Source organism: Bradyrhizobium sp. Y36, from assembly GCF_002531575.1.
Classification (GTDB): Bacteria; Pseudomonadota; Alphaproteobacteria; order Rhizobiales; family Xanthobacteraceae; genus Bradyrhizobium.
Window position 1 is genome coordinate 194,992 of sequence record NZ_NWTI01000003.1, and the last position, 18,301, is coordinate 213,292.

Below are 18,301 nucleotides of genomic sequence, written 5' to 3' on the forward strand. Positions count from 1 at the left end.
TCCTCCATGCTGCAGCCATACGGAGCCGCCCATGCGGATCAGGAGTCTCGAAGTCGGCCTTGAGACCATCTCCCGCTATCAGGTGGGAGACGACGTCCACCTCCCCCAGGACAAGGGCCTGCGTCCAGTCTTTCTGCCGGTCAGTCAGCCGCTCGACGACGTCCTGAAGCGGCCATCGCTCGATGAACGCCTGCCGGCTCTGCTCCAGCCCGAGTTCCTCGATCCCGACCTGCTTGAACCGGCGATGCTGGCCGATATCCGCCTCCAGGCGCAGGAGTTGATCGCGGCCAGCGCGAAGCGGGAGACCGGCGCACGCAAGGAGCTGCTCGAGCGGGCAGCCACCTGCCTCGCGGACGAAAACAGTCTCGACGACGAAGTGCGCCGCTCGCTCGCCGCCCTGCTGCGCGGCTAGCCATGAGCCCGACCAATCTTCCGAGCGTCAAGGACGTCTCGCGTACGACGCGGCTGGCCAGCGGCCAACCGCCGCGCGCCACGGGGCCGCTGTCCGCCAAGCAGCGCGACTTCCTGCTCCTGAACATCTACGTCCTAGCGCAAAACGGCTTCACCGACCGCGCCACCATTCTCGCGCAGGCGCTGCACGTGCTGGGTGACAATTCGGCCGAGGTCACGTTGGCGCGCGCCGTGCTCGGCTTCTTCGCGCAGGAGTGGGGCGCGGCGCTCGCCTGCCTCGACGAGCTCGACCGCATCGAGCCGATCGAACGCTTCGGTACCTATACGATGACCGACGCGCAGCGGCTGCGGCGCTATCTCAAGGCACGGTGCTTCTTTGAGCTCGACGACCTGCCCCGCGCGCGCGACGTGGTGGAGAGCTATCTGCGCCACGGCACCGCAACCGCGGACCGGGCGGGTTAGCGGCGAGGCCGCTTCCTCGCGAAGCTCGGCGAGGGATGAGCGAGCCCACGTGTCACGTCTGAGACAACGGACCGTCGCCGCCCATGCCAAAAACCGTGCAACGCGAAAAGGAGAAATCGGATGTCCCCACGCACCGAAGCGGCTCCCCGGCCGACGCTTCCGCCGACCATTCCTGCCAGCGACGACCGGCCCGAAACCAAGACACAGCAATCCCGTCCTACAGCGGGCCTTCTCGGGTTGCCGTCGCAGGCGCCTGCGGCACCCCTGACCCTGCTCCCGGAAGCCCAAACCACGGCCGCCTCGGTGGTCAGTCCGCAGGCCATTCAAGCCGCGTCGGATATCGTTGGAGACGCGCTCAAGGGCGCGCACGGCGATGCCCTGAAGACGCTCCAACATCTCAGCATCAGCTGTCGGCAGCAGCCCGACGACGTGCGGGGACTGGTTCTGCAGGATCCCATGACGTCCTACCTCGTCAACGAAGCCATCAAGCAGATCGACGCACCGCTCTCCGACACCGCGCTTTTGCCGCAGCAGCGCGCGGACCGGGCAGTCCACAATCTCGCGACGGCTGCCGCCTCCGTCGATCGCGAGTTCGCCGCGATGCTCGCCGAATGGGCCGCGGTGGACTATCACCGCCCCGTCGGGGACCAGCAGACCTTTCCGCCACTCGCGGCGCTCGGTCCGGACGGCCTTGCCGACGTCGTTACGCTCAGCGATCAGATCTCTGGAACGGAGAGAGGTGACCGCGTAGTGACCGACTTCGCGTCCCTCACCGCCTGGGACGCGACGCCGGTGCTCGGCGCCATGCAGCACGGAGGCGGCATGGCCTACGCGGTCGCCCACGCGCGTCAGGCGCGGGCGCAAGGCGGCGACGCATCCGAAGTGTTCCAGACGCTTGCCGCCGCGACGCCTGGGTCGCAGGCCGATATCCAGCACAAGACGAAGGCCGATGTCGAGGCGCTCGCCAAGCATGACGGTGAACTGGCGTGGCTGTCCACCACCCTGGGGCCGGCCCTTTCCGCGGATCGATCGCAAGCGGCGATGGACGCCTATCTCGCGCATAAGGGCCCGGAATGGCGCGCGGAACACGACCGCTTGAAGCAGACCATCGTCGACGACGGCAGCAGACTGGTCCGGCACATGATCGCGCTGGGAAAGCTGACCGGCAAACTCGACGCCGGTCCCGAATTGCTGGGCCAGTGGATGGCCATTGCAAACGACGACGCAGCACGCCTTGCGATGGAGATGGCGATTCAGGCCGACCCGAGTCTGCAAAAGGACGAGGCGCTGAACGACATCGTCGGCATGCTCTCGTCTCTCAAGGGCCACGACGGCTCTGCCTTCTCGCTGGCAACCAAGGGCAAGCTCGCCTTTCTCGGCTTGCGGCTCACCAACGTAGCGGCCACCGCCCTCGTGCGACGCATGGTATCCGGCAAGCTCGCCGGCCTCGACGTGACCGATCCGAAACGGATCGAGAAGGCGATCGAGGCGATCAAGGGGCTGGGGGACACGCGGCTTGCTAGGCTGCTGGGAATTTCGAAGCCAGAGCTCGACAAGGCGATCACCGCCGTGACGAAGGTTTCGCAGGTGGCGACCGATGACGCCGCGGCGCTTGTCGGCTTCGAGGCGGAGCTGAAGGCGGCCGGGCGCACCGCCGGCGCGTTCGCGCGGGAGACCCCTGCCGGCCAGGTGATACGCGGCCTTGCGGTCGCGGTGGTCGGCCTCAATCTCGGCCTCAGCATACGCGCATTCGCCGCGAAGCCCGACCTGCCCGGCGCGCTCAAGGTCGGGACGCTGAGTGCCCTCGGGACGCAAAGGCTCAGCGAATTTCTGGTCAGTATCGGTCAGGCCGATGCCACCAAGGGGTTCGGACGGCTGGCCGGCGCGAAGGTGGGCAAAGTTGCCGCGGGCGAAGTCCTGATTGCCGCGTACGCGGTGCTCGAAGCCGTGAACAGCGTGCGCTCGGGTTTCGGCCTCGGCGTTCCCCAGGACACCGCAGCAGCGCTGGCTTCCGCCGGCTCCGCCGTCGGATTCGGGCTCGCGGTGGCTCCCGCGTTCGGCGCGGCATCCTGGACCGGGCCGGCGGGAATTGCCGTCGCGGCAGTATCGGTGGTCGGCAAGGCAGTGTACGACGGGCATAAAGCCGCCCATCAATACGAAGAGCCCACGCGGATCATGCTGCGCGCGGCGGGGTTCAGTCCGCTGGCGTCGAGCGAATTGAGCAAACGGAGCGGCTATCTCACGGCGCTCCCCGGAGGCTCTCAAATCACGTTCCTGGCGCAGTATGCTGCCTACCGGCAAATGACGCCCGAACAGCTTTCGGCCTGGATCAATGGCCTCAGCGACAAGCAGCTCCGGACGCTTTCAGAACTGCTGCTGTCCGAGCTGAAGCAGGGCGAAGACGGCACCGACAAGTCCGACAAGATCAGGCCGCAATGGAGCGGTGACGCTCTCTCGCACGGCGTGAGTCACGGACCGGATCACGAACACCTTTTCTGGGCCTTCGACCTCGGGCTCGATCGCGAGCAAATTCATCACCCGCCGGCGAAGGAGCTTCATCCCTTCCGCTAGCCGCGATCGCCGGCTGCGAGGTCGAAAGGTCCGGCCTCTGTCATCCCCGGCACAACGCCAACGACGCAACCGTGTCAGCAATGCGTGGAGGCACTCGCGCCAAGCGAAGCCAACCGACGCAACGGGGGGAGAAGACAGAATGAGCGGTGAAGTCAGCAGCCCTGCATCCCAACAACCAGTGCACCTGCGGTCGCCGATCGAGGTGGCAGAAGCGCCTGCGGCCGGCAAGCCGGTCTCCGGCGGGGTCGCCACGCAGAAGAGCGCGCCTCCCCCGCCTCCACCTGAGCCCCGCACCGAGATGGAGATAACGGCGGAGCACAGCGCCAGAGCGGCCAGGGATGCGGTCGCGCGCTACAAGCAGGACAAGAAAGAATGGGAGACGATCGAGCATTCCAACCTGCGGCCGGCGGCGAAGCAGGAGAAACTGGAACGCCTCAGACCCAATCTCGAGCATCACTGGACCGAGGCATCCAGGCTCACCCGATCGAATTTGGAGCTGCAGGATCTGGTCCTTCGACGGACCTGGGACGTGTGGCAGAAGGCGAAGGGGGAGCTGGAACAGGCGAAAAAGGGAAATGATCAAGGAGCGATCAGCGAGGCAGCACACAAAGCGGCGAATGCCTTCGCGACCTATACAGACGCGCGACTGCGTCAGGACGAGGCGGTTAAGCTGAGCAACGACAAATATTGGTAGCGACCGCGCGGAGCCGACCTGATGAGCGACGGAGTGGATCGTCCACAAAATCAGCCGGTGCATGTACCAACACAGGTCCGCGTTGCGGAAGCGCCCTCGCCGGGCAAGCCGGTCTCCGGCGGAATTGCGGCGCAAACGACGCCGCCTCCCCCTGCCGCGCCAAAGCCCTTCGACATCGATCGCGAGGTCGCCGAAGCCCTCAACAGATCGACGGCCGAGGCGCTTGCGGTCTACGAGACCGACATCGCAACGACGCGTTCCATCGAGCAATCCAAGCTGGCGCCGGATGCCAAGCGGGAAAAGCTGGCGCTGCTCCGACCCGCGCTCGAGTGTCACGCCTCCGAAGCGCGCAACCTGGCCGATGCGAATGTCGAATGGCAGCAACGGCACCTGCGCAAGGCATGGGACGCCAAGCACGAGGCCGCTGAAGCCTCGAAGCGCGCGCTCGAGACGGCCATGCGCGCCAGGCACACCGTCACCATGGGAACGCCGCGAGCGGATGCCTATATCCGCTCGACCTATGACGAGCGGGTCAGGACAGGGACGCGACGACAGCAGACAAGCGACGCCTATGACGAGGCGCAACGTCATGCCAGTCAGGCCCATCAACTTCAACTGAGAGTCTATCATCATCTGGGCGTCAAACCGCCGCCGCTTCCACTGGATTAGTCGAAAGCGGCAAATGCTCGTGCTCGCGCCGATCGTGTGTCCCGCCACAGGCCCATCCGAACGGCGCACGCCGCCAAACAGGACGCCGCTGTAATCCCTGCGACACGGCCGCTGCACCCCCTCGCTTATGATGCCGACACTGGGTTCGAGGACCTCACCGCGATGTCGATACTCGATGGACTGCCGAAGAGCGAAGCCGAATGGCGCCGTCTGATGGACGCGGCCGCTCCGATCGCGCAGCGGCTGATCGATGAGCTCGAGCTTTCGCCGAAGGCCCAGAGCATCCTCAAGCTGATGTCGGAAGGCATGGCGCTGGCCGACATCTGCGGTCTCACGCAGGAGGAGCGCGACGCCATGTTCATCCGCGGCTGCCGGATGATCCAGGCCGGCGACGTCACGAAGGGACGCGACTGGATGTTGATGCTGCACCAGCTCGAGCCGCTCGACGCACGCGTGATCTACGCGATCGCCCTCACCTATCAGGGCGAGGGCAACATCGCGCTGGCCGCCAAGCTCTATGTGCATTTCATCGCGCTCGACGCCGCCAATCCGGAAGGGCATCTGCGGCTCGGCGAATGCCTGCTGTCCGCCCGCGAATATGACGGCGCGATTGCGCATTTCGCGGTCGGCGAACGGCTGAGCCGCGGCACCAATGCCGCCGCCGCGGCGCACGCCGTGCGGATGCATGCGCATGCCCTCGAGCGGCGCTCCGCGCATCAGCGCCTCCGCCAGGCCGCGCGATAGCGATCAACCATCATCAGCAAGAGCAGCTCGCCATGGACGCCGTCACCAAGCCAGTTTCGCCGATCTCGACCGGACAGGTCGCGCCGCAGATCGTCCCTGTCGAACCGAAGGTCGGCGCCGGGGTCGCCGGTGCGGCCGCGGTCGGCAGCGGCAACCTGCCCCCGCCGGGCGGCGTTGCCGACGACCTCGGTGCGGCCTTCGCAAGCCTCGTCGGCTTCATGCCGAACCAGGAGAGCCCGGAGCTGACCTGTGCCGTCGCGGCCGCCAAGATCGCGGATATCCTGGGCAAGTCCAACCGCGACCAGATCAAGGTCGACGACCAGCGCCGCCAGGAGGTGGTTGCGCGGCGACTGGAGGCCGCGCAAAAGGCGATCGACGAGCTCGCCAAGCAGTCGGACGGTGGATTTCTGGATATCGTCAAGACTGTCTGCGAAGTGATCGTTTCCGTCGTGAGCATCGTTGTCGGCGTGGCCGCGAGCGCGAGTGGCGTCGGTGGCCCGCTCGGCGCCTTGCTGATCGCTGCGGGCGTCTGTGGTCTCATATCTGCGACCGACAGCACGCTGAACATGACCACAGGGCACGGACTGGCCGGCAACCTCTATCTCGCGTTCCGCCCCGGCGACAAGGATGGCGCCAACGACGCCGACACGATATTTGGCATCGCGCTCGCCGCGGCGCAGATTGCGCTCGGCGTGGCGACCATCGTCTGCGGTAACCCGTCCGAGCTTCAAGCTGGCATCCTCCGGCTGTCCGCCCAGCTCACAGCATCGGCGGCCGAGGCGACGGCCGCCTACGTCGATTACCAGAACGCCGGCCACCAGGCGGCAAGCAAGCGGGCACATGCCGATCAGCAGATTGCCCAGGCCACGCTCGAGCAGATCGACGAATACGTGCAGCAGACCATCAAGCGCCTGACGACGACGAGCGAGAGCTGGAGCCGCGTCCTCGAGGAGACCGCCGACACCCTGCGCAACAAGGCAAGCGCAACCTCGCGCGTCCGCTTCGCTTGACGCCCCATTCATGCAAGGAGACACCACACCATGATCGAGAGCATTCGAAATTCGGGCGCCCAGCTCGACCAGCCGCTGCAGGACGGTGCCCAGCCCGTCGCGAAGGGCGGCAAGGCCACCGCGTCGGGAATCTCCAACCTGCAAAGCACCGTTCCGCCTTCCACAGCCTCCGTCCCTCGAAATGTGGCGTCGACATTCGCGCCGACCTCGGCGGTCCCGGCAGCCGAGTATGACGGCGCAGTCGACGCCGCCGCGAGCCGCTTCTCCGCCGCAGCGAGTGCGCTGAACCCGGCGGTCGTCCCGGACGGCGACGCCGGATTGGCGCTGTCGCCGCTGGATGCCGCACGCGCGCTGTTCAAGGCCGTCCTGCAATCGAACGATCACCAGCAGGACGACGCCCTCCAGAAGCGCAAGGAGGCCATGGAGGCTGCACGCTCGCAGCAGCTGGCCCAAGCAGCCACCAACAAGACGGCGGCCAAAGAGATCGAGAGCAATTCGACGTGGCAACTCGTGACGTCGCTAGCTGGCAGCGCCGCCACCATGGGAAGCGCCTATTGGAGCTCGGAAAGCGGCCACCGAACATTTGGCAAAGGCCTATCGGACGCACTTGCAGCCGGTTCAGCCAAAATCGGATCCGAGACCCAGGCCGATACCAAGTATCGCGAAGCGGAAGGCCAGATCGCCGCGGCCGACGCCGAGCTGGCCAACACCCACAAGGCGGACGCCAACGATCTGACGGAACGGCTGCGCCAGCAGTTCCAGCAGCTGTTCCAGGCCATGTCGGAGATGCGGGCCGAGAAGGCCAATCAGCTTCGCGCGCTGGTTTGATCCGGCGGCACCGGACCGGCATGACGCCGCGAGGCAAGATGGCGACATCCTTCACGATCGCACCACCGTCCCGCACCGCCACGGCGCTGCTGCGGGACGGCCGTAGAGACAGCCCGCGATGAACGACGAATTTCGTCGCCTGATCGAGACGCTCTGGCATGCGCTCGGCCTGTCGCCGCCCCGTTTGCGATCCGGCGACGAGGCCTCGCTCAGCGTCGACGGCATCTCCATTACGCTGGCACTGAGCCATGACGAACGCCACGTCGTGATCTCGGGTCCCGTCGGCGCGCTCTCGGACGATCCACTCGCGATGGACGAGGAGATCGCCCGCCTGCTTAAATCCAACCTGCGATTTTTGCCCTACCGGCGCGCGTGTTGTCGCATCGACAACCGATCCTCGCCGCCGGCTGTCAGGATCGAGGCGATCTCGCCTTGCCGGCCGGACGCCATGACCCGACTGGTCGAGATCATCGGCGACGTCGCGCATATGGCGGTCGACTATGCCGCCGAGCTCGGACATCCCAAGGCGACGCGTTCGGCGGCGCCTCTGGCGAGCCAAGGCCATGACGATACCATTCTGATCTTCCGGCCTTGACGCCTCGCGGCGGAAGCGCCGCCCGCATCTGCCGGGCACGAACGAATTGCCGAACGAATCATTGCGCGGAGAGTACGTATGAGAACCATCCCGTCCGACGCGGCGAGTAACCTCGGAACGTTTCTCGCCAAGGACTTTCGCGCGACCTTCGGTACGGCCGGCGGCGCGCTGGCGGACCAGCTCGGATCGTTCGCACGCATGGCGATCGAATGCATCGCCAGGAGCGACGCGCTCTATCACAATTACGAGCACACCTGGCTGGTGACGATGGTCGGCCGCGACATCCTGCACGGCCTGATGATGTCGCGGCGGATCGAGCCTTCCGACTATGTGCACCTGATCCTGGCGTGTCTGTTCCACGATATCGGCTATGTCCGCGGCATCCTCGCCGGCGATACCGCCGAAGAGTTCGTCGCACAGGAGGATGGCCGGAGGATCAGGCTCGCCCGCGGCGCCTCCGACGCGGCGCTGACGGCCTGTCACGTCAACCGCTCGAAGATGTTCGTCCGCGAACGGCTGGCCGACACTCCCGGCATCGATGCCGGCCGCATTGCCGACGCGATCGAGTTCACCCGGTTTCCACCTGCGCCAGCCGGCAGGTCCGCGACGACCGATTTCCTGCCTCGGCTGGTTCAGGCCGCGGACTTCATCGGCCAGCTCGGCGATCCCATGTATGCGCGCAAGGTGAATGCACTGTTCTACGAATTCGAGGAGAACGGCCGCAACCGCCACCTCGGCTATGCCTCCCCCGCCGACCTCGTCGACAAATATCCGGAGTTCTTCTGGAACACCGTCTCTGCGCATATCCGCGACGGCATGACATATCTGAACCTGACGGAATCGGGCCGGCAATGGATCGCCAATCTGCATCATCATGTGCTGTGCGCCGAGAACGCGCTCCGCATGATGGGCCCGCAGCTCGGGCAGAACGGGCGGTTCTCCAACAGATTGCCGTGTCGTCGAGCAAGCAAAGGCGCATAGCGCCGGTTTCACCAAGGCGATCGGTGCTCCACGGACAGATTCTGGATTGCATCGTCGCAAGGCTCCTCGCAACGACGGAGGATGAGGCGGCGGCGAGATGCTGCGGACCGGAGCGGCGGTGCCGTAGGATGGGCAAAGGCGCGCTCTTGCGCGACGTGCCCACGAATTCTCGCCAATCACACGCAGAACGTGGGCACGCTTGCGCTTTGCCCACCCTACGACATCGAGCTTGTGGCACGCAGCTCGGCTTGCAGACATGGCTTCGCATTCTCGCGGCTCATCGCCCGAGCTTTGTTTGGTCTCGCTGCCCTCTTGAGCCAAGAGGGCGCAGGGAAGGCCGGGTGCCGGCTCGCACCCGCGGTCCGCTGCGCGAAATGCACACGCAGGAAGAACCGCACAGCAGCATACAGGTGGTGCCGATCACGCGGCCTTCCCTGCGCGGTGGTCGGACGGCTTATGCCGTGATCTCCCGGGAGCCGAACTTTCCTTCTGGCCTCCCTCGCCTCGCGAATTGAAATGATGCCGTCTGCCCGGTTGGGCTCGCGCACATCTTCGCAAAAGGCTTGACCGTGGCAACGACGGCCAGGACCACACGGTTTTGCCGTACGCACGGCCCGCCCTATCGCCGCAGTTTTCCCGGCCCTGTCGACGGAGCCGGAAACTACAGACGAGACGAAGCCTAGCAACGCCGTTCGTCCGCACGCGGTTTCGAGCTCACAGGGACTACCCGCCCTGCCCGTCCCATCTCGTGCCGACGCTGCCGCGTCCACCGCAAACCCGGCTCGCAACCGTGACGACGCGCGATCGCCCCTCTTGAGTGAGCCGGGATGGGCGACACATACGCCGAAACCGAATTTCGGTAAAGTGGAATATTTTTTGGCTGGCGGGTTGACAGAGCGCGACCACAGGGGCGGTGCCGCAGGATGGGCAAAGGCGCGCTCTTGCGCGACGTGCCCACGAGCTCTCCCGGTTCACACAGCCAGAACGTGGACACGGCGCTTTGCGCCTTTGCCGACCCTACGAGAGCTCGGCAGGCGTCTGCGAGTTACGCGACACGCCCCCGAACGCCTTACGACGGTCGCCGCACCGTCAGCTCGTAGGTGACGCCATCGGGCAGAAAGCCGCCGAGCCAGTTGTAGCCCCTCTTCTCCAGCTGCGGGAAAAGGAACATCGGCTCGCGGCTGAGAAACGCCGTCAGTGTTTCACCGGGCCCCAAGGTCTCGGCCGCGGCGAGAATCCTGGTCATCGGCTCGGGCGGGTCGAGCTCCCTGGTATCGAGCCGCAGCTTCGAGTCCGGCCATTTGGCACTGGGCTGCGCCCTCGTTGCCAGGACCTCGGCAGGTACGCCGGACGGCGTGAACAGCACCTGCCAGTCGCCACCGCCGATCTCCGTCGCTGAATGGGCAAAGCCTTTGCCGGCCATCACGTCGAACAAGGGCACCGGCTTGAACGGCGCGTACAGCCGGATGCCCTGGCCCGGCTGGACGCTGTCCACGGCGGCCATGATGGTCGAAAAGGGTTCGCCGCCAGCGCGCAGGATCGGACGGACATCGACATCGAGGTAGTCGGTCATCTCTTGTCCCTCTGCTTCAACGCCGTGCCATCAATCGACTGAAACGGCCCAGCCGGCCGGCGCCGGCGCGAGCGTCGACGGCTCCGCGGCCTGCACCGCTCCCGCATCCTGCAGGGCAGCGACCACCGCCCGCGCGACAAGGTCCTCGATGCCGGGGCCGCTGCCCATGATCCCTGCGAACACCACGTCGCGGCGGCCGAGCCGTGCCACCAGCTTCGGCGCATCCTTGGCGCCGTGCAGGCCTTCACCGGAGAACAGGCCGAGGACAATCGCGGGCCCGCTGATGGATACCGCGGCCTCTTCAAGCGACGGCCGCTCCTCCAGGAAAGCGACCACGACCTTTCGACAGGCCGCGCGCGTCTCGATCGCGCGCGCGACCTGCTCGGTGGCCTGGCGCGAGGCCGGATTGCGCTTCGAGCCGTGCGCCAGCAAGACGAATGTGCACTCCTCCGGCGCAAAACCGTGGTCGCGCGCGCAGGCCACGGCCTGATCGCAGAGGAGATCAGGCAGGCCCGGATCGAGCCCGAGCGGCGGCAGCATGTCGATGCTGCGGCCGTCGCCCCTGGCTTCGTCGAGAAGCTGAACCAGACGATCCCTGGTGAAATAGCCGCTGGACGCAAACAGCGGGTAGACCAGGATCCGGCTGGCGGTCAGCGTCTCCAGGGCTTCGCGGATGCCTGGTGTGCCCGAGATGAAGCCGATGGCGACCTCGGCCACCAGACTGCGAGACGCCAGGGCGCGCGCAAGCTGGAACGCGCCGTTGTTGCCGGCATCAGGCCGCCGCTCGCCATGGGCCGCCAGCAGCAGCGCGATCGACGGGGCCGTGCCCGGCTTCTCAATGACTGGTACCATCGGAAAAGGTGATCTTGTTCCAGACGTTGTATTTGCCCGAAGGGCGCGACATCGGAAGACGCTTCACTTCGGCAAAAGTTGCCGCATCATAGACCACCAGCGCGCCCTGGTCTTCCCAGATCGACACCAGGGCATAGCGCCCATATCTGTCGAATTCGACATGCGCCGCCGTCTTGCCCGGTTCCGGCGTGACGCGACGGACCACCTCCAGCGTGCGCTTGTCGATGATCGAAAGCGTGTCCTTGCCCGCGCCCATCATGCTGTCGGTCCAGGCATAGGGCGTGTTCTCATGGCTGCGCATGAAGAAGCCGGGTCCTGGCGTCTCGATCACCTTGATCTGCGACCAGTCCTGCATGTCCAGCACGCTGATCTTGCCCGCCTTCAGAAGCGGCGTCGCCATCACCAGCCGGCCGTTCCAGTTCCAGGAGATGCCCGAGCCGAGATGAGGCAGCCCCGGCAGATCGAGCTGCTTGATATCGCGCCCGACCGTGAGATTGACCACGATGGCCCTGCCCTCGCGCGCCGAGCCGATCAGGTTGCGATAGGGTGGATCGAAGAAGAAGTCGTCGAGCGGCTCCGGGGTCTCGATCCGGCGCAGCGCAAAGAGCCCTTGCGAGGACGGCAGTGCCTCGATCATGCCCTTCTCGTGGCTGTGCACGAAGCCGGCATAGACCGGGCCCGCGTTCGGATCGGTCGCGATCTCCCAGATCTCCGGCACGTCCTTCAGCGCCGCGATGAAGCTGTTGCGCGTCGGCGCTTGGTACACCGCCGAGACTCGCGAGGACGTCCCCAGGCGGTCCTTCACGTCGAAGATCTTCTCGACCGACAGATCCTCCGCCGAGAGCATCACCAGCGTGTGCGGCAGATAATTGGCGACCGCGATATGCTTGCCGTCGCGCGAGATCGCGATGTTGCGCGCATTGATCCCGGCGCGCACCTCCGTCAGCATGGTCAGCGTCCAGAGGTCGTATTTGCTGACCCAACCGTCGCGCGACATGAAGAAGACGTAGCGGCCGTCGGGCGTGAATTTCGGGCCGCCATGCAGCGCGAAACGCGTCTGGAAGCGCGCCAATGGCTCGATGCGGTCGCCGTCCAGGATCGTCGCGTGATGATCGCCTGCTTCGACCACGACGAACAGGTTCATCGGGTCGGCCTCGAAACGCGGGCGCTCCAGCGGCGGCGCCGTGGCGTGCACGACGCGGCTGGCGTCGATCTCGGCCGCGCCCCAGGAAGGCACCGCCGGCAGCGGCGATGAGACATAGGCCGCGAGCGCGGCGATCTCGTCCTTGCTGAGCTTGCTGGAAAAACCCGGCATCTGGGTCGCAGTCCGTCCGTCCGAGATGACCGCGGCGGCGCGCGCACCCATCATGCGGCCGAGATTTTCCGGCAGCAGCGCGGGGCCGAGACGGCCGAGCCGGTCCGCGCCGTGGCATTCGGCGCAATTGTCCGCGAACAGCTTCGGCGCATCCGGCTCGGCACGCGCCGGACTTGCGAGCGCGAGCAGCGCCAGTGCCACGAGAATGCGGTCAAACAGAGAACGGCGCTTCATGACGTGTTCCGCGATAGATGCTGGTCTTGACCCGTTCGCCCGGTGCCGCAAGGCCGATCTCGGCATCGCTGAGATAGCAGCCGGGATCTTCGGCCCAGGGATCGCCGGTGATCCGTTGCGCACGCACGCGGGTGTTGCCGTTGCAGATGTCGAAATGGGCGCAGCCGCCGCAACGCCCGGAGACATGGCGCGGCTTCTGCTTCAGGCCCGCCATGATCGGATCGGAGGTGTCGGGCCAGATCTCGGAGAAGGGCCGCGTCTTCACATTGCCGAGCGTGTGATGCCACCACATCGTATCCGGGTGCACGTTGCCGAGATTGTCGATGTTGGCGACGTTGACGCCGGAGGAATTGCCGCCCCAGCGCACCAGCTTCGCGCGCAGATCGCTGGCGCGATCCGGCACGGTCCGTTCGGCCCAGTGCAGCAGATAAACCGCATCAGCGTCGTTGTTGCCGGTCACGATCTCCATCTCGCTGGCCGACTGCGCCCAGCGCCAGGCCCGCGCGATCACCATGTCCATGCGGTCGCGCGTGGTCTGCCACATGGCATCGTCACCGCGGTTCTTGTTGCCGCGGCCGGCATAGACGAGGTGCGAGAGGTAGAATTTCGGAAAGCTCTCCCGCTCGACCAGATCGAGCAGGCGCGGCAGCTCCGCCGCATTGTCCTCCGTCATGGTGAAGCGCACCCCGACCTTGATGCCGCGGTCGCGCAGCAGCCGCAGCCCGTTCAGCGCCTCCTCATAGGCGCCCTGCTTGCGGCGGAAGCGGTCATGGGTCTCGCCGATGCCGTCGAGCGAGATGCCGACATAGTCGTAGCCGATGTCACGGATGCGGTCGGCCATCGCGGCGTCGACCAGGGTGCCGTTGGACGACAGGCCGACATAGAACCGCATCGCCTTGGCGCGCGACGAGATCTCGAAGATGTCACGCCGCATCAAGGGCTCGCCGCCCGAGAGGATCAGCACCGGCACGCGGAACGCCTTGAGGTCGTCCATCACGCCGAAGACCTGCGCGGTCGAGAGCTCGCCGGGAAAGTCGACGTCGCCGGAGATCGAGTAGCAGTGCTTGCAGGTGAGGTTGCAGCGGCGGATCAGGTTCCAGATCACCACCGGTCCCGGCGGCTGCCGAACGGGCCCGGTCGCGGCCGGCTCGTCCAGCTCGCGTAAGTATTGGCTCAGGCGAAACATGACCGGCTCCCGTCAGGCGGCAATGCGAAGGCCGGTCTTCTTCAAGATCCGGGTCGAGAACAGAACCTCATGGGCCCGCGCGGCGGGACCGACCAGCACGGCAATCTCGGCAACCTTCGCCCGCACCTCGTCGCGCGTCCGGCCATGGACCATGGCAAAGAGATTGTAGGGCCAGAGCGGCGGATGACGCGGCCGCTCGTAGCAATGCGTGACGAAATCGAGCGCGCCGACCCTGGCGCCGATATCGGCGACGGCCTCGTCCGCGATGTCCCACACCGACATGCCGTTGGCGGTGTAGCCGAGCGCGTAATGGTTGGGGATCGCGCCGATGCGGCGGATCGCACCGTCCTCGAGCAGCCGCGCGAGGCGACGGACGATTTCGGCCTCGTCGAGGCCGAGCTCGTCGGCGAGCGCGCGATAGGGCTCGGCGACCAGCGGAAGCCCGCCTTGCGTGGCGGCGATCAGCTTGCGATCGATGGCATCGAGCATGTCTAGACCTCCACGCGGAAACCGACGAAGAATTCGCGCGTCTTGGGCATGGCGCGCACGCGAAGGCCGGTCTCGTGCTCGATCTGCGCAATCACCTGGTCGACGCGCTCGGGGGCATCGGTCGACACGACGAACCACATGTTGAGCTCGTGATCGCGCTCATAGTTGTGCGCGATCTCGGGATGGGCGTTGACGCGCTCGGCGACCTCGTCGAACCGCTCGCGCGGCACGGCGATCGCGGCGAGACAGACGGCCCCGCCCAGGGCTTCCGCATTCCAGAGCGGGCCGAACCGGCTGAGCTGACCGCCTGCGACCAGATTGCCGATCTCCTCGATCATTTCGCCCTCGCTGAGGCCGAGCTTCGCGCCGGCATCGCGGTAAGGCCGCTGCGTCAGGGGAAAGCCGCCCTGCAGGCCGTTGATGATCGCCTTTTCGGTCGGGTCGAGCGATCGCATCAATTCGCCTCCTTACGCCGCGAGAACACGGCACCGCGCTGCTTGAAGCAGCGTTTCGAGAACAGCACGGCCTGCGGCATCAGGCCGGTCTCGGCGAGCAGGTTCAGCTCGTCGATCGCGGCATGGGCCTCCTCGCGCGCGCGCGCATGCACCATGCAGAACAGGTTGTAGGGCCACACCGGCGGCCGGGGCGGACGCTGGTAGCACAGCGTCACGCCGGGATGACGGGCGAAGATCGCGGCGACATCGTCGATCATCCCGTCCGGGATGTTCCAGACCGCCATCGCGTTCGACCGGAAACCGAGCTTGTCGTGACGCACCACGCAGCCGAAACGCGTCACCACGCCGGCTGCGACCAGGTGCTCCAGCCGCGCGATGACCTCGTCCTGGCCGAGCGCGAGCTGATCGGCGACCGCAAGATAGGGATGCTCGACCAGCGGCAGCCCGTTCTCGATCGCCGCGAGAATGCGCTGGTCGCGCGGATCGGGACGATAATCCCCGGCGGCCGGCGCGCGGCGCTTCTGCGCGCGTGGCTCGCGCAGCGAAAAGCCGAGGCCGAGATGATAGGCCTGCACCATCGGCAGGTCCATGACGGGCAGCGCCGTCTCGGCCTCGATCCTGTCGATGGTGTCGCTGATCGCCTGGGCGTCTCCGCCGGCGATGACGAACCACAGATTCAAATCGTGCTCGCGTTCGTAATTATGCGTGACCAGCGGCTCGCGGCTGACGATGCCGGCGACGCGCTCGAGCTGATCGGGCGGAACCTGGAGCGCGGCGAGCGTGCTGGCGCCCACGGTGTTGGGGCGCACCACGGCGCCGACCCGCGAGATCAGATCGCACTCCCGCATGCGGCGAAAGACGCCGATCGTCGCCTGCTCGTCGAGCGCGGCGGAGCGGCCGACGATCTCGAACGGCTTCGCGACGAGCGGAAAATCGTGCTGCCAGCGATCGATGAGAGCGAGTTCGACGGAGCTTGGCGTCATTGTCCGATCCTTGTCGCGCGCGCGGTGAAGAAGATTCCGGACGGCTTCTGCGCCGGGATTTCCGTCTTCTTCGCAAAGGAGGCGGCGTCGTAGACGTCGATGCGGTCGGCATCGCGCACCGAGACCCAGACCTCGTTGCCGCGCGGGGTGAACTCCATGTGCAGCACCGCCGGGCCGGGCGTCAGGCGGTGAACGACCTTCAGCGTCTCGGTGTCGACGATCTCGACCGTGTCGTTGAAGGGGTGCGCGAAGTTCACCCAGACGTGGCGCCCGTCGGGCCGCGCCACGGCGAACACCGGCTGGCCGTGGGTGGCGGTGCGTCCGACCTCGGCGAAGCTGCGCAGATCGACCGCGATCAATTCGTGATGGCCGACGGCGGGAAGCAGCAGCTTGTCGCCCGTCGCGCCCCACCCTTCCAGATGCGGCATCTTGTAGACCGGCAGCGCCTCCTGGCCGCGACCATAGCCGTTGAGGATGCGCTCGGCCTTCAACGGCGCACGCCAGGTGTCGACATGCACGACGCCGTCCTCGCCGAACAGGCCGGCAAGATAATGGCGGCCGTCGGGCGTGACGTTGCCGTCATAGGGCAGCTTGCCGACATCGGTCAGCCGGGTGATGGCGGGAGTCTCGACGTTTGTGAGATCGGCGATCCAGATCTCGCCGGCGTCGTACAGCGCCCAGGCAAAACGCCGTCCGGGCAGGTCGACCAGCCCGACCGTCTTCGAGGCCTTGCCGCCCGCACCGATCGCCGGAATGTTGGCGACGGGATCGAGCGTCCTGGCGTCGAAGAACTTCACGCCGCCCGGTTCGTAATTCGAAACCGCGATCAGCGCGCCGTCGTCCGAGATGGCGCCGCCGATCGAATTGCCGGCCTGCACGACGCGCCTGGCGATCGTGCTCGTGAGCATGTCCACCTTGGTGAGGCCGCCGTCGCGTCCGAAGACATAGGCGTAGCGCTGGTCCGGCGAGAACACCGCGGAGGCATGCGAGAGATCGCCGAGCCCCTCGACGCGGCCGATCGACTTGCGTTCGGTCGCATCGACGATCAGCACCGAGCCCGTCGCGCGCTCGACCACGAGACCGAGATTGCCGGTGCCGCGCAGCTGATCCGCGCGCGAGAGCACCGGCATCAGCAGCAGCAGGGCCAGACACCACCGCACCACGAACCTCATGGCAGATCTCCCTGCTGCAGATGCTCCACGATCCAGCGCACGTCGGCTTCGCTCAATAATGGACGCCAGGGCGGCATCGGCGTGCCCGGCACGCCGTCGAGCACGATGCTGACGAGCTGCTCGCGGCTCCAGGCGCTCAAATGATCCGGCGTCAGCGGCTTGCCGAGACCGCCCTTCAGCGTCAGCCCGTGGCAGGAGCCGCAGTCCTGCCGCACCAGATTGGCAAGCCTTGTGGAGTCGATATCTGCGTCGCCCGCGGCGGCCGGCCCGATCGCAACGGCCGATGCCAGGGCGACGCTAGGCCACAACTGAAATCGCCTCGCAAATTGCCGCATCGCTCCGCGCGCTCCGTTCCTGCGCGATCGCCGCGACCTTTCCGATGACGAAAAGGACGGGACCGCTGAAGGAGGCGTCTTTCAGAGCGACCGGAAGCGCCTCCAGAGGCGCACATACTCGGCTCTCTTGCGCCGTCGTACCTTGACACACCGCAAGGACCGGCGTGGTTCCCGGCAGGCCCTGCGCGATCAAATTGCCGACGATCTCGTCGATATTGGCAAGGCCCATATAGACGACGAGCGTGGTGTCGGGATCGGCGAGGCTCTTCCAGTCGAGATCGAGCGGTTCGTTGGCCTTGCGATGGCCGGCCACATAGCGCACGCCGGAAGCGAGGCCGCGATGCGTCAGCGGCATCCGGGCAGCGGCGGCGCAGCCCTGCGCCGCGGTGATTCCCGGCACCACCTCATAGGGAACGCCTGCGAGATCGAGCTCGGCTGCTTCCTCCGAGCCGCGCCCGAAAATGAAGGGGTCGCCGCCCTTGAGCCGGACCACCGTGCGGCCGGCGCGCGCCAGGCGGACCAGCATCTCGTTGATTTCTTCCTGCGGCACCGGGTGGTGGGCCGCCTGCTTGCCGACATTGATCTGGAGCACCCCGTCCGCAATCGTCGCCAGAATGCTCGGCGGCACCAGGCGGTCATAGACGACGACGTCGGCCTCGCCGATGGCGCGGACCGCCTTCAGCGTGAGCAGCTCGGGATCACCGGGACCGGCGCCGACGAGATAGACCTTTCCAACAGCCAT

The 18,301-nt window shown here is 66.4% G+C and carries 20 protein-coding genes; 10 read left to right on the plus strand and 10 right to left on the minus strand.

What is annotated here, in order from left to right; genetic code table 11:
* Window positions 1-31: 31 nt before the first annotated feature.
* The 10 genes from sctX to CO669_RS07695 all read left to right on the plus strand — a co-directional run bounded on the left by sctX (window position 32) and on the right by CO669_RS07695 (window position 8,965).
* Window positions 32-412: a type III secretion apparatus assembly protein SctX gene (gene sctX, locus CO669_RS07650; protein WP_097659174.1), complete on the plus strand. Its 381-nt coding sequence runs from the start codon at window positions 32-34 to the stop codon at window positions 410-412.
* Window positions 413-414: 2 nt separating this feature from the next.
* On the plus strand, window positions 415-873 hold the full coding sequence (locus tag CO669_RS07655; RefSeq protein WP_097659175.1) for a hypothetical protein: 459 nt from the start codon (window positions 415-417) through the stop codon (window positions 871-873).
* Between the two features lie 120 nt (window positions 874-993).
* Window positions 994-3,444: a hypothetical protein gene (locus CO669_RS07660; protein ID WP_143278639.1), complete on the plus strand. Its 2,451-nt coding sequence runs from the start codon at window positions 994-996 to the stop codon at window positions 3,442-3,444.
* Between the two features lie 139 nt (window positions 3,445-3,583).
* Window positions 3,584-4,138, plus strand: a complete 555-nt coding sequence (locus tag CO669_RS07665) for a hypothetical protein (RefSeq protein ID WP_143278640.1) — start codon at window positions 3,584-3,586, stop codon at window positions 4,136-4,138.
* A gap of 21 nt (window positions 4,139-4,159) precedes the next feature.
* Window positions 4,160-4,807, plus strand: a complete 648-nt coding sequence (locus CO669_RS07670; RefSeq protein WP_143278641.1) for a hypothetical protein — start codon at window positions 4,160-4,162, stop codon at window positions 4,805-4,807.
* Between the two features lie 162 nt (window positions 4,808-4,969).
* Entirely contained in the window at window positions 4,970-5,551 is a 582-nt protein-coding gene (locus CO669_RS07675) for a hypothetical protein (protein ID WP_097659179.1), read from the plus strand.
* Window positions 5,552-5,583: 32 nt separating this feature from the next.
* Entirely contained in the window at window positions 5,584-6,561 is a 978-nt protein-coding gene (locus CO669_RS07680) for a hypothetical protein (protein ID WP_097659180.1), read from the plus strand.
* 30 nt (window positions 6,562-6,591) lie between these two features.
* Window positions 6,592-7,389: a hypothetical protein gene (locus tag CO669_RS07685; RefSeq protein WP_097659181.1), complete on the plus strand. Its 798-nt coding sequence runs from the start codon at window positions 6,592-6,594 to the stop codon at window positions 7,387-7,389.
* Window positions 7,390-7,507: 118 nt separating this feature from the next.
* Window positions 7,508-7,984 carry a type III secretion system chaperone gene (locus tag CO669_RS07690; RefSeq protein ID WP_097659182.1) on the plus strand — a complete coding sequence of 159 codons (477 nt, stop codon included), beginning with the start codon at window positions 7,508-7,510 and terminating at the stop codon, window positions 7,982-7,984.
* A 78-nt stretch (window positions 7,985-8,062) separates the two neighbouring features.
* Window positions 8,063-8,965: an HD domain-containing protein gene (locus tag CO669_RS07695; protein ID WP_097659183.1), complete on the plus strand. Its 903-nt coding sequence runs from the start codon at window positions 8,063-8,065 to the stop codon at window positions 8,963-8,965.
* A gap of 1,069 nt (window positions 8,966-10,034) precedes the next feature.
* Here CO669_RS07695 and CO669_RS07705 read toward each other — a convergent pair.
* The 10 genes from CO669_RS07705 to cobA are packed head-to-tail and all read right to left on the minus strand — an operon-like array spanning window position 10,035 to window position 18,301.
* Window positions 10,035-10,538, minus strand: a complete 504-nt coding sequence (locus CO669_RS07705; RefSeq protein ID WP_097659184.1) for a DUF2249 domain-containing protein — start codon at window positions 10,536-10,538, stop codon at window positions 10,035-10,037.
* Between the two features lie 30 nt (window positions 10,539-10,568).
* Complete coding sequence (locus CO669_RS07710) at window positions 10,569-11,390, minus strand: CbiX/SirB N-terminal domain-containing protein (protein ID WP_097659185.1); 822 nt, start codon at window positions 11,388-11,390, stop codon at window positions 10,569-10,571.
* Complete coding sequence (locus tag CO669_RS07715) at window positions 11,374-12,939, minus strand: nitrite reductase (protein ID WP_097659186.1); 1,566 nt, start codon at window positions 12,937-12,939, stop codon at window positions 11,374-11,376. Before CO669_RS07715 ends, CO669_RS07710 begins: the two co-directional genes overlap by 17 nt.
* Window positions 12,917-14,125, minus strand: a complete 1,209-nt coding sequence (nirJ, locus tag CO669_RS07720) for a heme d1 biosynthesis radical SAM protein NirJ (RefSeq protein ID WP_097659187.1) — start codon at window positions 14,123-14,125, stop codon at window positions 12,917-12,919. The genes CO669_RS07715 and nirJ overlap by 23 nt, the downstream gene beginning before the upstream one ends.
* Before the next feature lie 12 nt (window positions 14,126-14,137).
* Complete coding sequence (ahbB, locus tag CO669_RS07725; RefSeq protein WP_097659188.1) at window positions 14,138-14,614, minus strand: siroheme decarboxylase subunit beta; 477 nt, start codon at window positions 14,612-14,614, stop codon at window positions 14,138-14,140.
* 2 nt (window positions 14,615-14,616) lie between these two features.
* Window positions 14,617-15,069 carry an Lrp/AsnC family transcriptional regulator gene (locus CO669_RS07730; protein WP_097659189.1) on the minus strand — a complete coding sequence of 151 codons (453 nt, stop codon included), beginning with the start codon at window positions 15,067-15,069 and terminating at the stop codon, window positions 14,617-14,619.
* Complete coding sequence (gene ahbB, locus CO669_RS07735) at window positions 15,069-16,052, minus strand: siroheme decarboxylase subunit beta (RefSeq protein ID WP_097659190.1); 984 nt, start codon at window positions 16,050-16,052, stop codon at window positions 15,069-15,071. Before ahbB (CO669_RS07735) ends, CO669_RS07730 begins: the two co-directional genes overlap by 1 nt.
* The gene (locus CO669_RS07740; RefSeq protein ID WP_097659191.1) at window positions 16,049-17,224 is read right to left on the minus strand and encodes a cytochrome D1 domain-containing protein; all 1,176 of its coding nucleotides are present in this window, start codon (window positions 17,222-17,224) and stop codon (window positions 16,049-16,051) included. Before CO669_RS07740 ends, ahbB (CO669_RS07735) begins: the two co-directional genes overlap by 4 nt.
* Window positions 17,221-17,532 carry a c-type cytochrome gene (locus tag CO669_RS07745; protein ID WP_245444220.1) on the minus strand — a complete coding sequence of 104 codons (312 nt, stop codon included), beginning with the start codon at window positions 17,530-17,532 and terminating at the stop codon, window positions 17,221-17,223. Before CO669_RS07745 ends, CO669_RS07740 begins: the two co-directional genes overlap by 4 nt.
* The gene (cobA, locus tag CO669_RS07750) at window positions 17,522-18,301 is read right to left on the minus strand and encodes a uroporphyrinogen-III C-methyltransferase (protein WP_198963889.1); all 780 of its coding nucleotides are present in this window, start codon (window positions 18,299-18,301) and stop codon (window positions 17,522-17,524) included. Before cobA ends, CO669_RS07745 begins: the two co-directional genes overlap by 11 nt.

What these genes read in the sequence shown, in the direction of transcription:
- CO669_RS07690 (WP_097659182.1), top strand. Translation starts at nt 7,508, where the DNA reads ATGAACGACGAATTTCGTCGCCTGATCGAGACGCTCTGGCATGCGCTC.
- ahbB (WP_097659188.1), bottom strand. Translation starts at nt 14,614, where the DNA reads ATGCTCGATGCCATCGATCGCAAGCTGATCGCCGCCACGCAAGGCGGG.
- CO669_RS07710 (WP_097659185.1), bottom strand. Translation starts at nt 11,390, where the DNA reads ATGGTACCAGTCATTGAGAAGCCGGGCACGGCCCCGTCGATCGCGCTG.
- CO669_RS07665 (WP_143278640.1), top strand. Translation starts at nt 3,584, where the DNA reads ATGAGCGGTGAAGTCAGCAGCCCTGCATCCCAACAACCAGTGCACCTG.
- CO669_RS07680 (WP_097659180.1), top strand. Translation starts at nt 5,584, where the DNA reads ATGGACGCCGTCACCAAGCCAGTTTCGCCGATCTCGACCGGACAGGTC.
- CO669_RS07675 (WP_097659179.1), top strand. Translation starts at nt 4,970, where the DNA reads ATGTCGATACTCGATGGACTGCCGAAGAGCGAAGCCGAATGGCGCCGT.
- CO669_RS07660 (WP_143278639.1), top strand. Translation starts at nt 994, where the DNA reads ATGTCCCCACGCACCGAAGCGGCTCCCCGGCCGACGCTTCCGCCGACC.
- CO669_RS07670 (WP_143278641.1), top strand. Translation starts at nt 4,160, where the DNA reads ATGAGCGACGGAGTGGATCGTCCACAAAATCAGCCGGTGCATGTACCA.
- sctX (WP_097659174.1), top strand. Translation starts at nt 32, where the DNA reads ATGCGGATCAGGAGTCTCGAAGTCGGCCTTGAGACCATCTCCCGCTAT.
- CO669_RS07740 (WP_097659191.1), bottom strand. Translation starts at nt 17,224, where the DNA reads ATGAGGTTCGTGGTGCGGTGGTGTCTGGCCCTGCTGCTGCTGATGCCG.
- ahbB (WP_097659190.1), bottom strand. Translation starts at nt 16,052, where the DNA reads ATGACGCCAAGCTCCGTCGAACTCGCTCTCATCGATCGCTGGCAGCAC.
- nirJ (WP_097659187.1), bottom strand. Translation starts at nt 14,125, where the DNA reads ATGTTTCGCCTGAGCCAATACTTACGCGAGCTGGACGAGCCGGCCGCG.
- CO669_RS07730 (WP_097659189.1), bottom strand. Translation starts at nt 15,069, where the DNA reads ATGCGATCGCTCGACCCGACCGAAAAGGCGATCATCAACGGCCTGCAG.
- CO669_RS07655 (WP_097659175.1), top strand. Translation starts at nt 415, where the DNA reads ATGAGCCCGACCAATCTTCCGAGCGTCAAGGACGTCTCGCGTACGACG.
- cobA (WP_198963889.1), bottom strand. Translation starts at nt 18,301, where the DNA reads ATGGCTGTTGGAAAGGTCTATCTCGTCGGCGCCGGTCCCGGTGATCCC.
- CO669_RS07705 (WP_097659184.1), bottom strand. Translation starts at nt 10,538, where the DNA reads ATGACCGACTACCTCGATGTCGATGTCCGTCCGATCCTGCGCGCTGGC.
- CO669_RS07695 (WP_097659183.1), top strand. Translation starts at nt 8,063, where the DNA reads ATGAGAACCATCCCGTCCGACGCGGCGAGTAACCTCGGAACGTTTCTC.
- CO669_RS07715 (WP_097659186.1), bottom strand. Translation starts at nt 12,939, where the DNA reads ATGAAGCGCCGTTCTCTGTTTGACCGCATTCTCGTGGCACTGGCGCTG.
- CO669_RS07685 (WP_097659181.1), top strand. Translation starts at nt 6,592, where the DNA reads ATGATCGAGAGCATTCGAAATTCGGGCGCCCAGCTCGACCAGCCGCTG.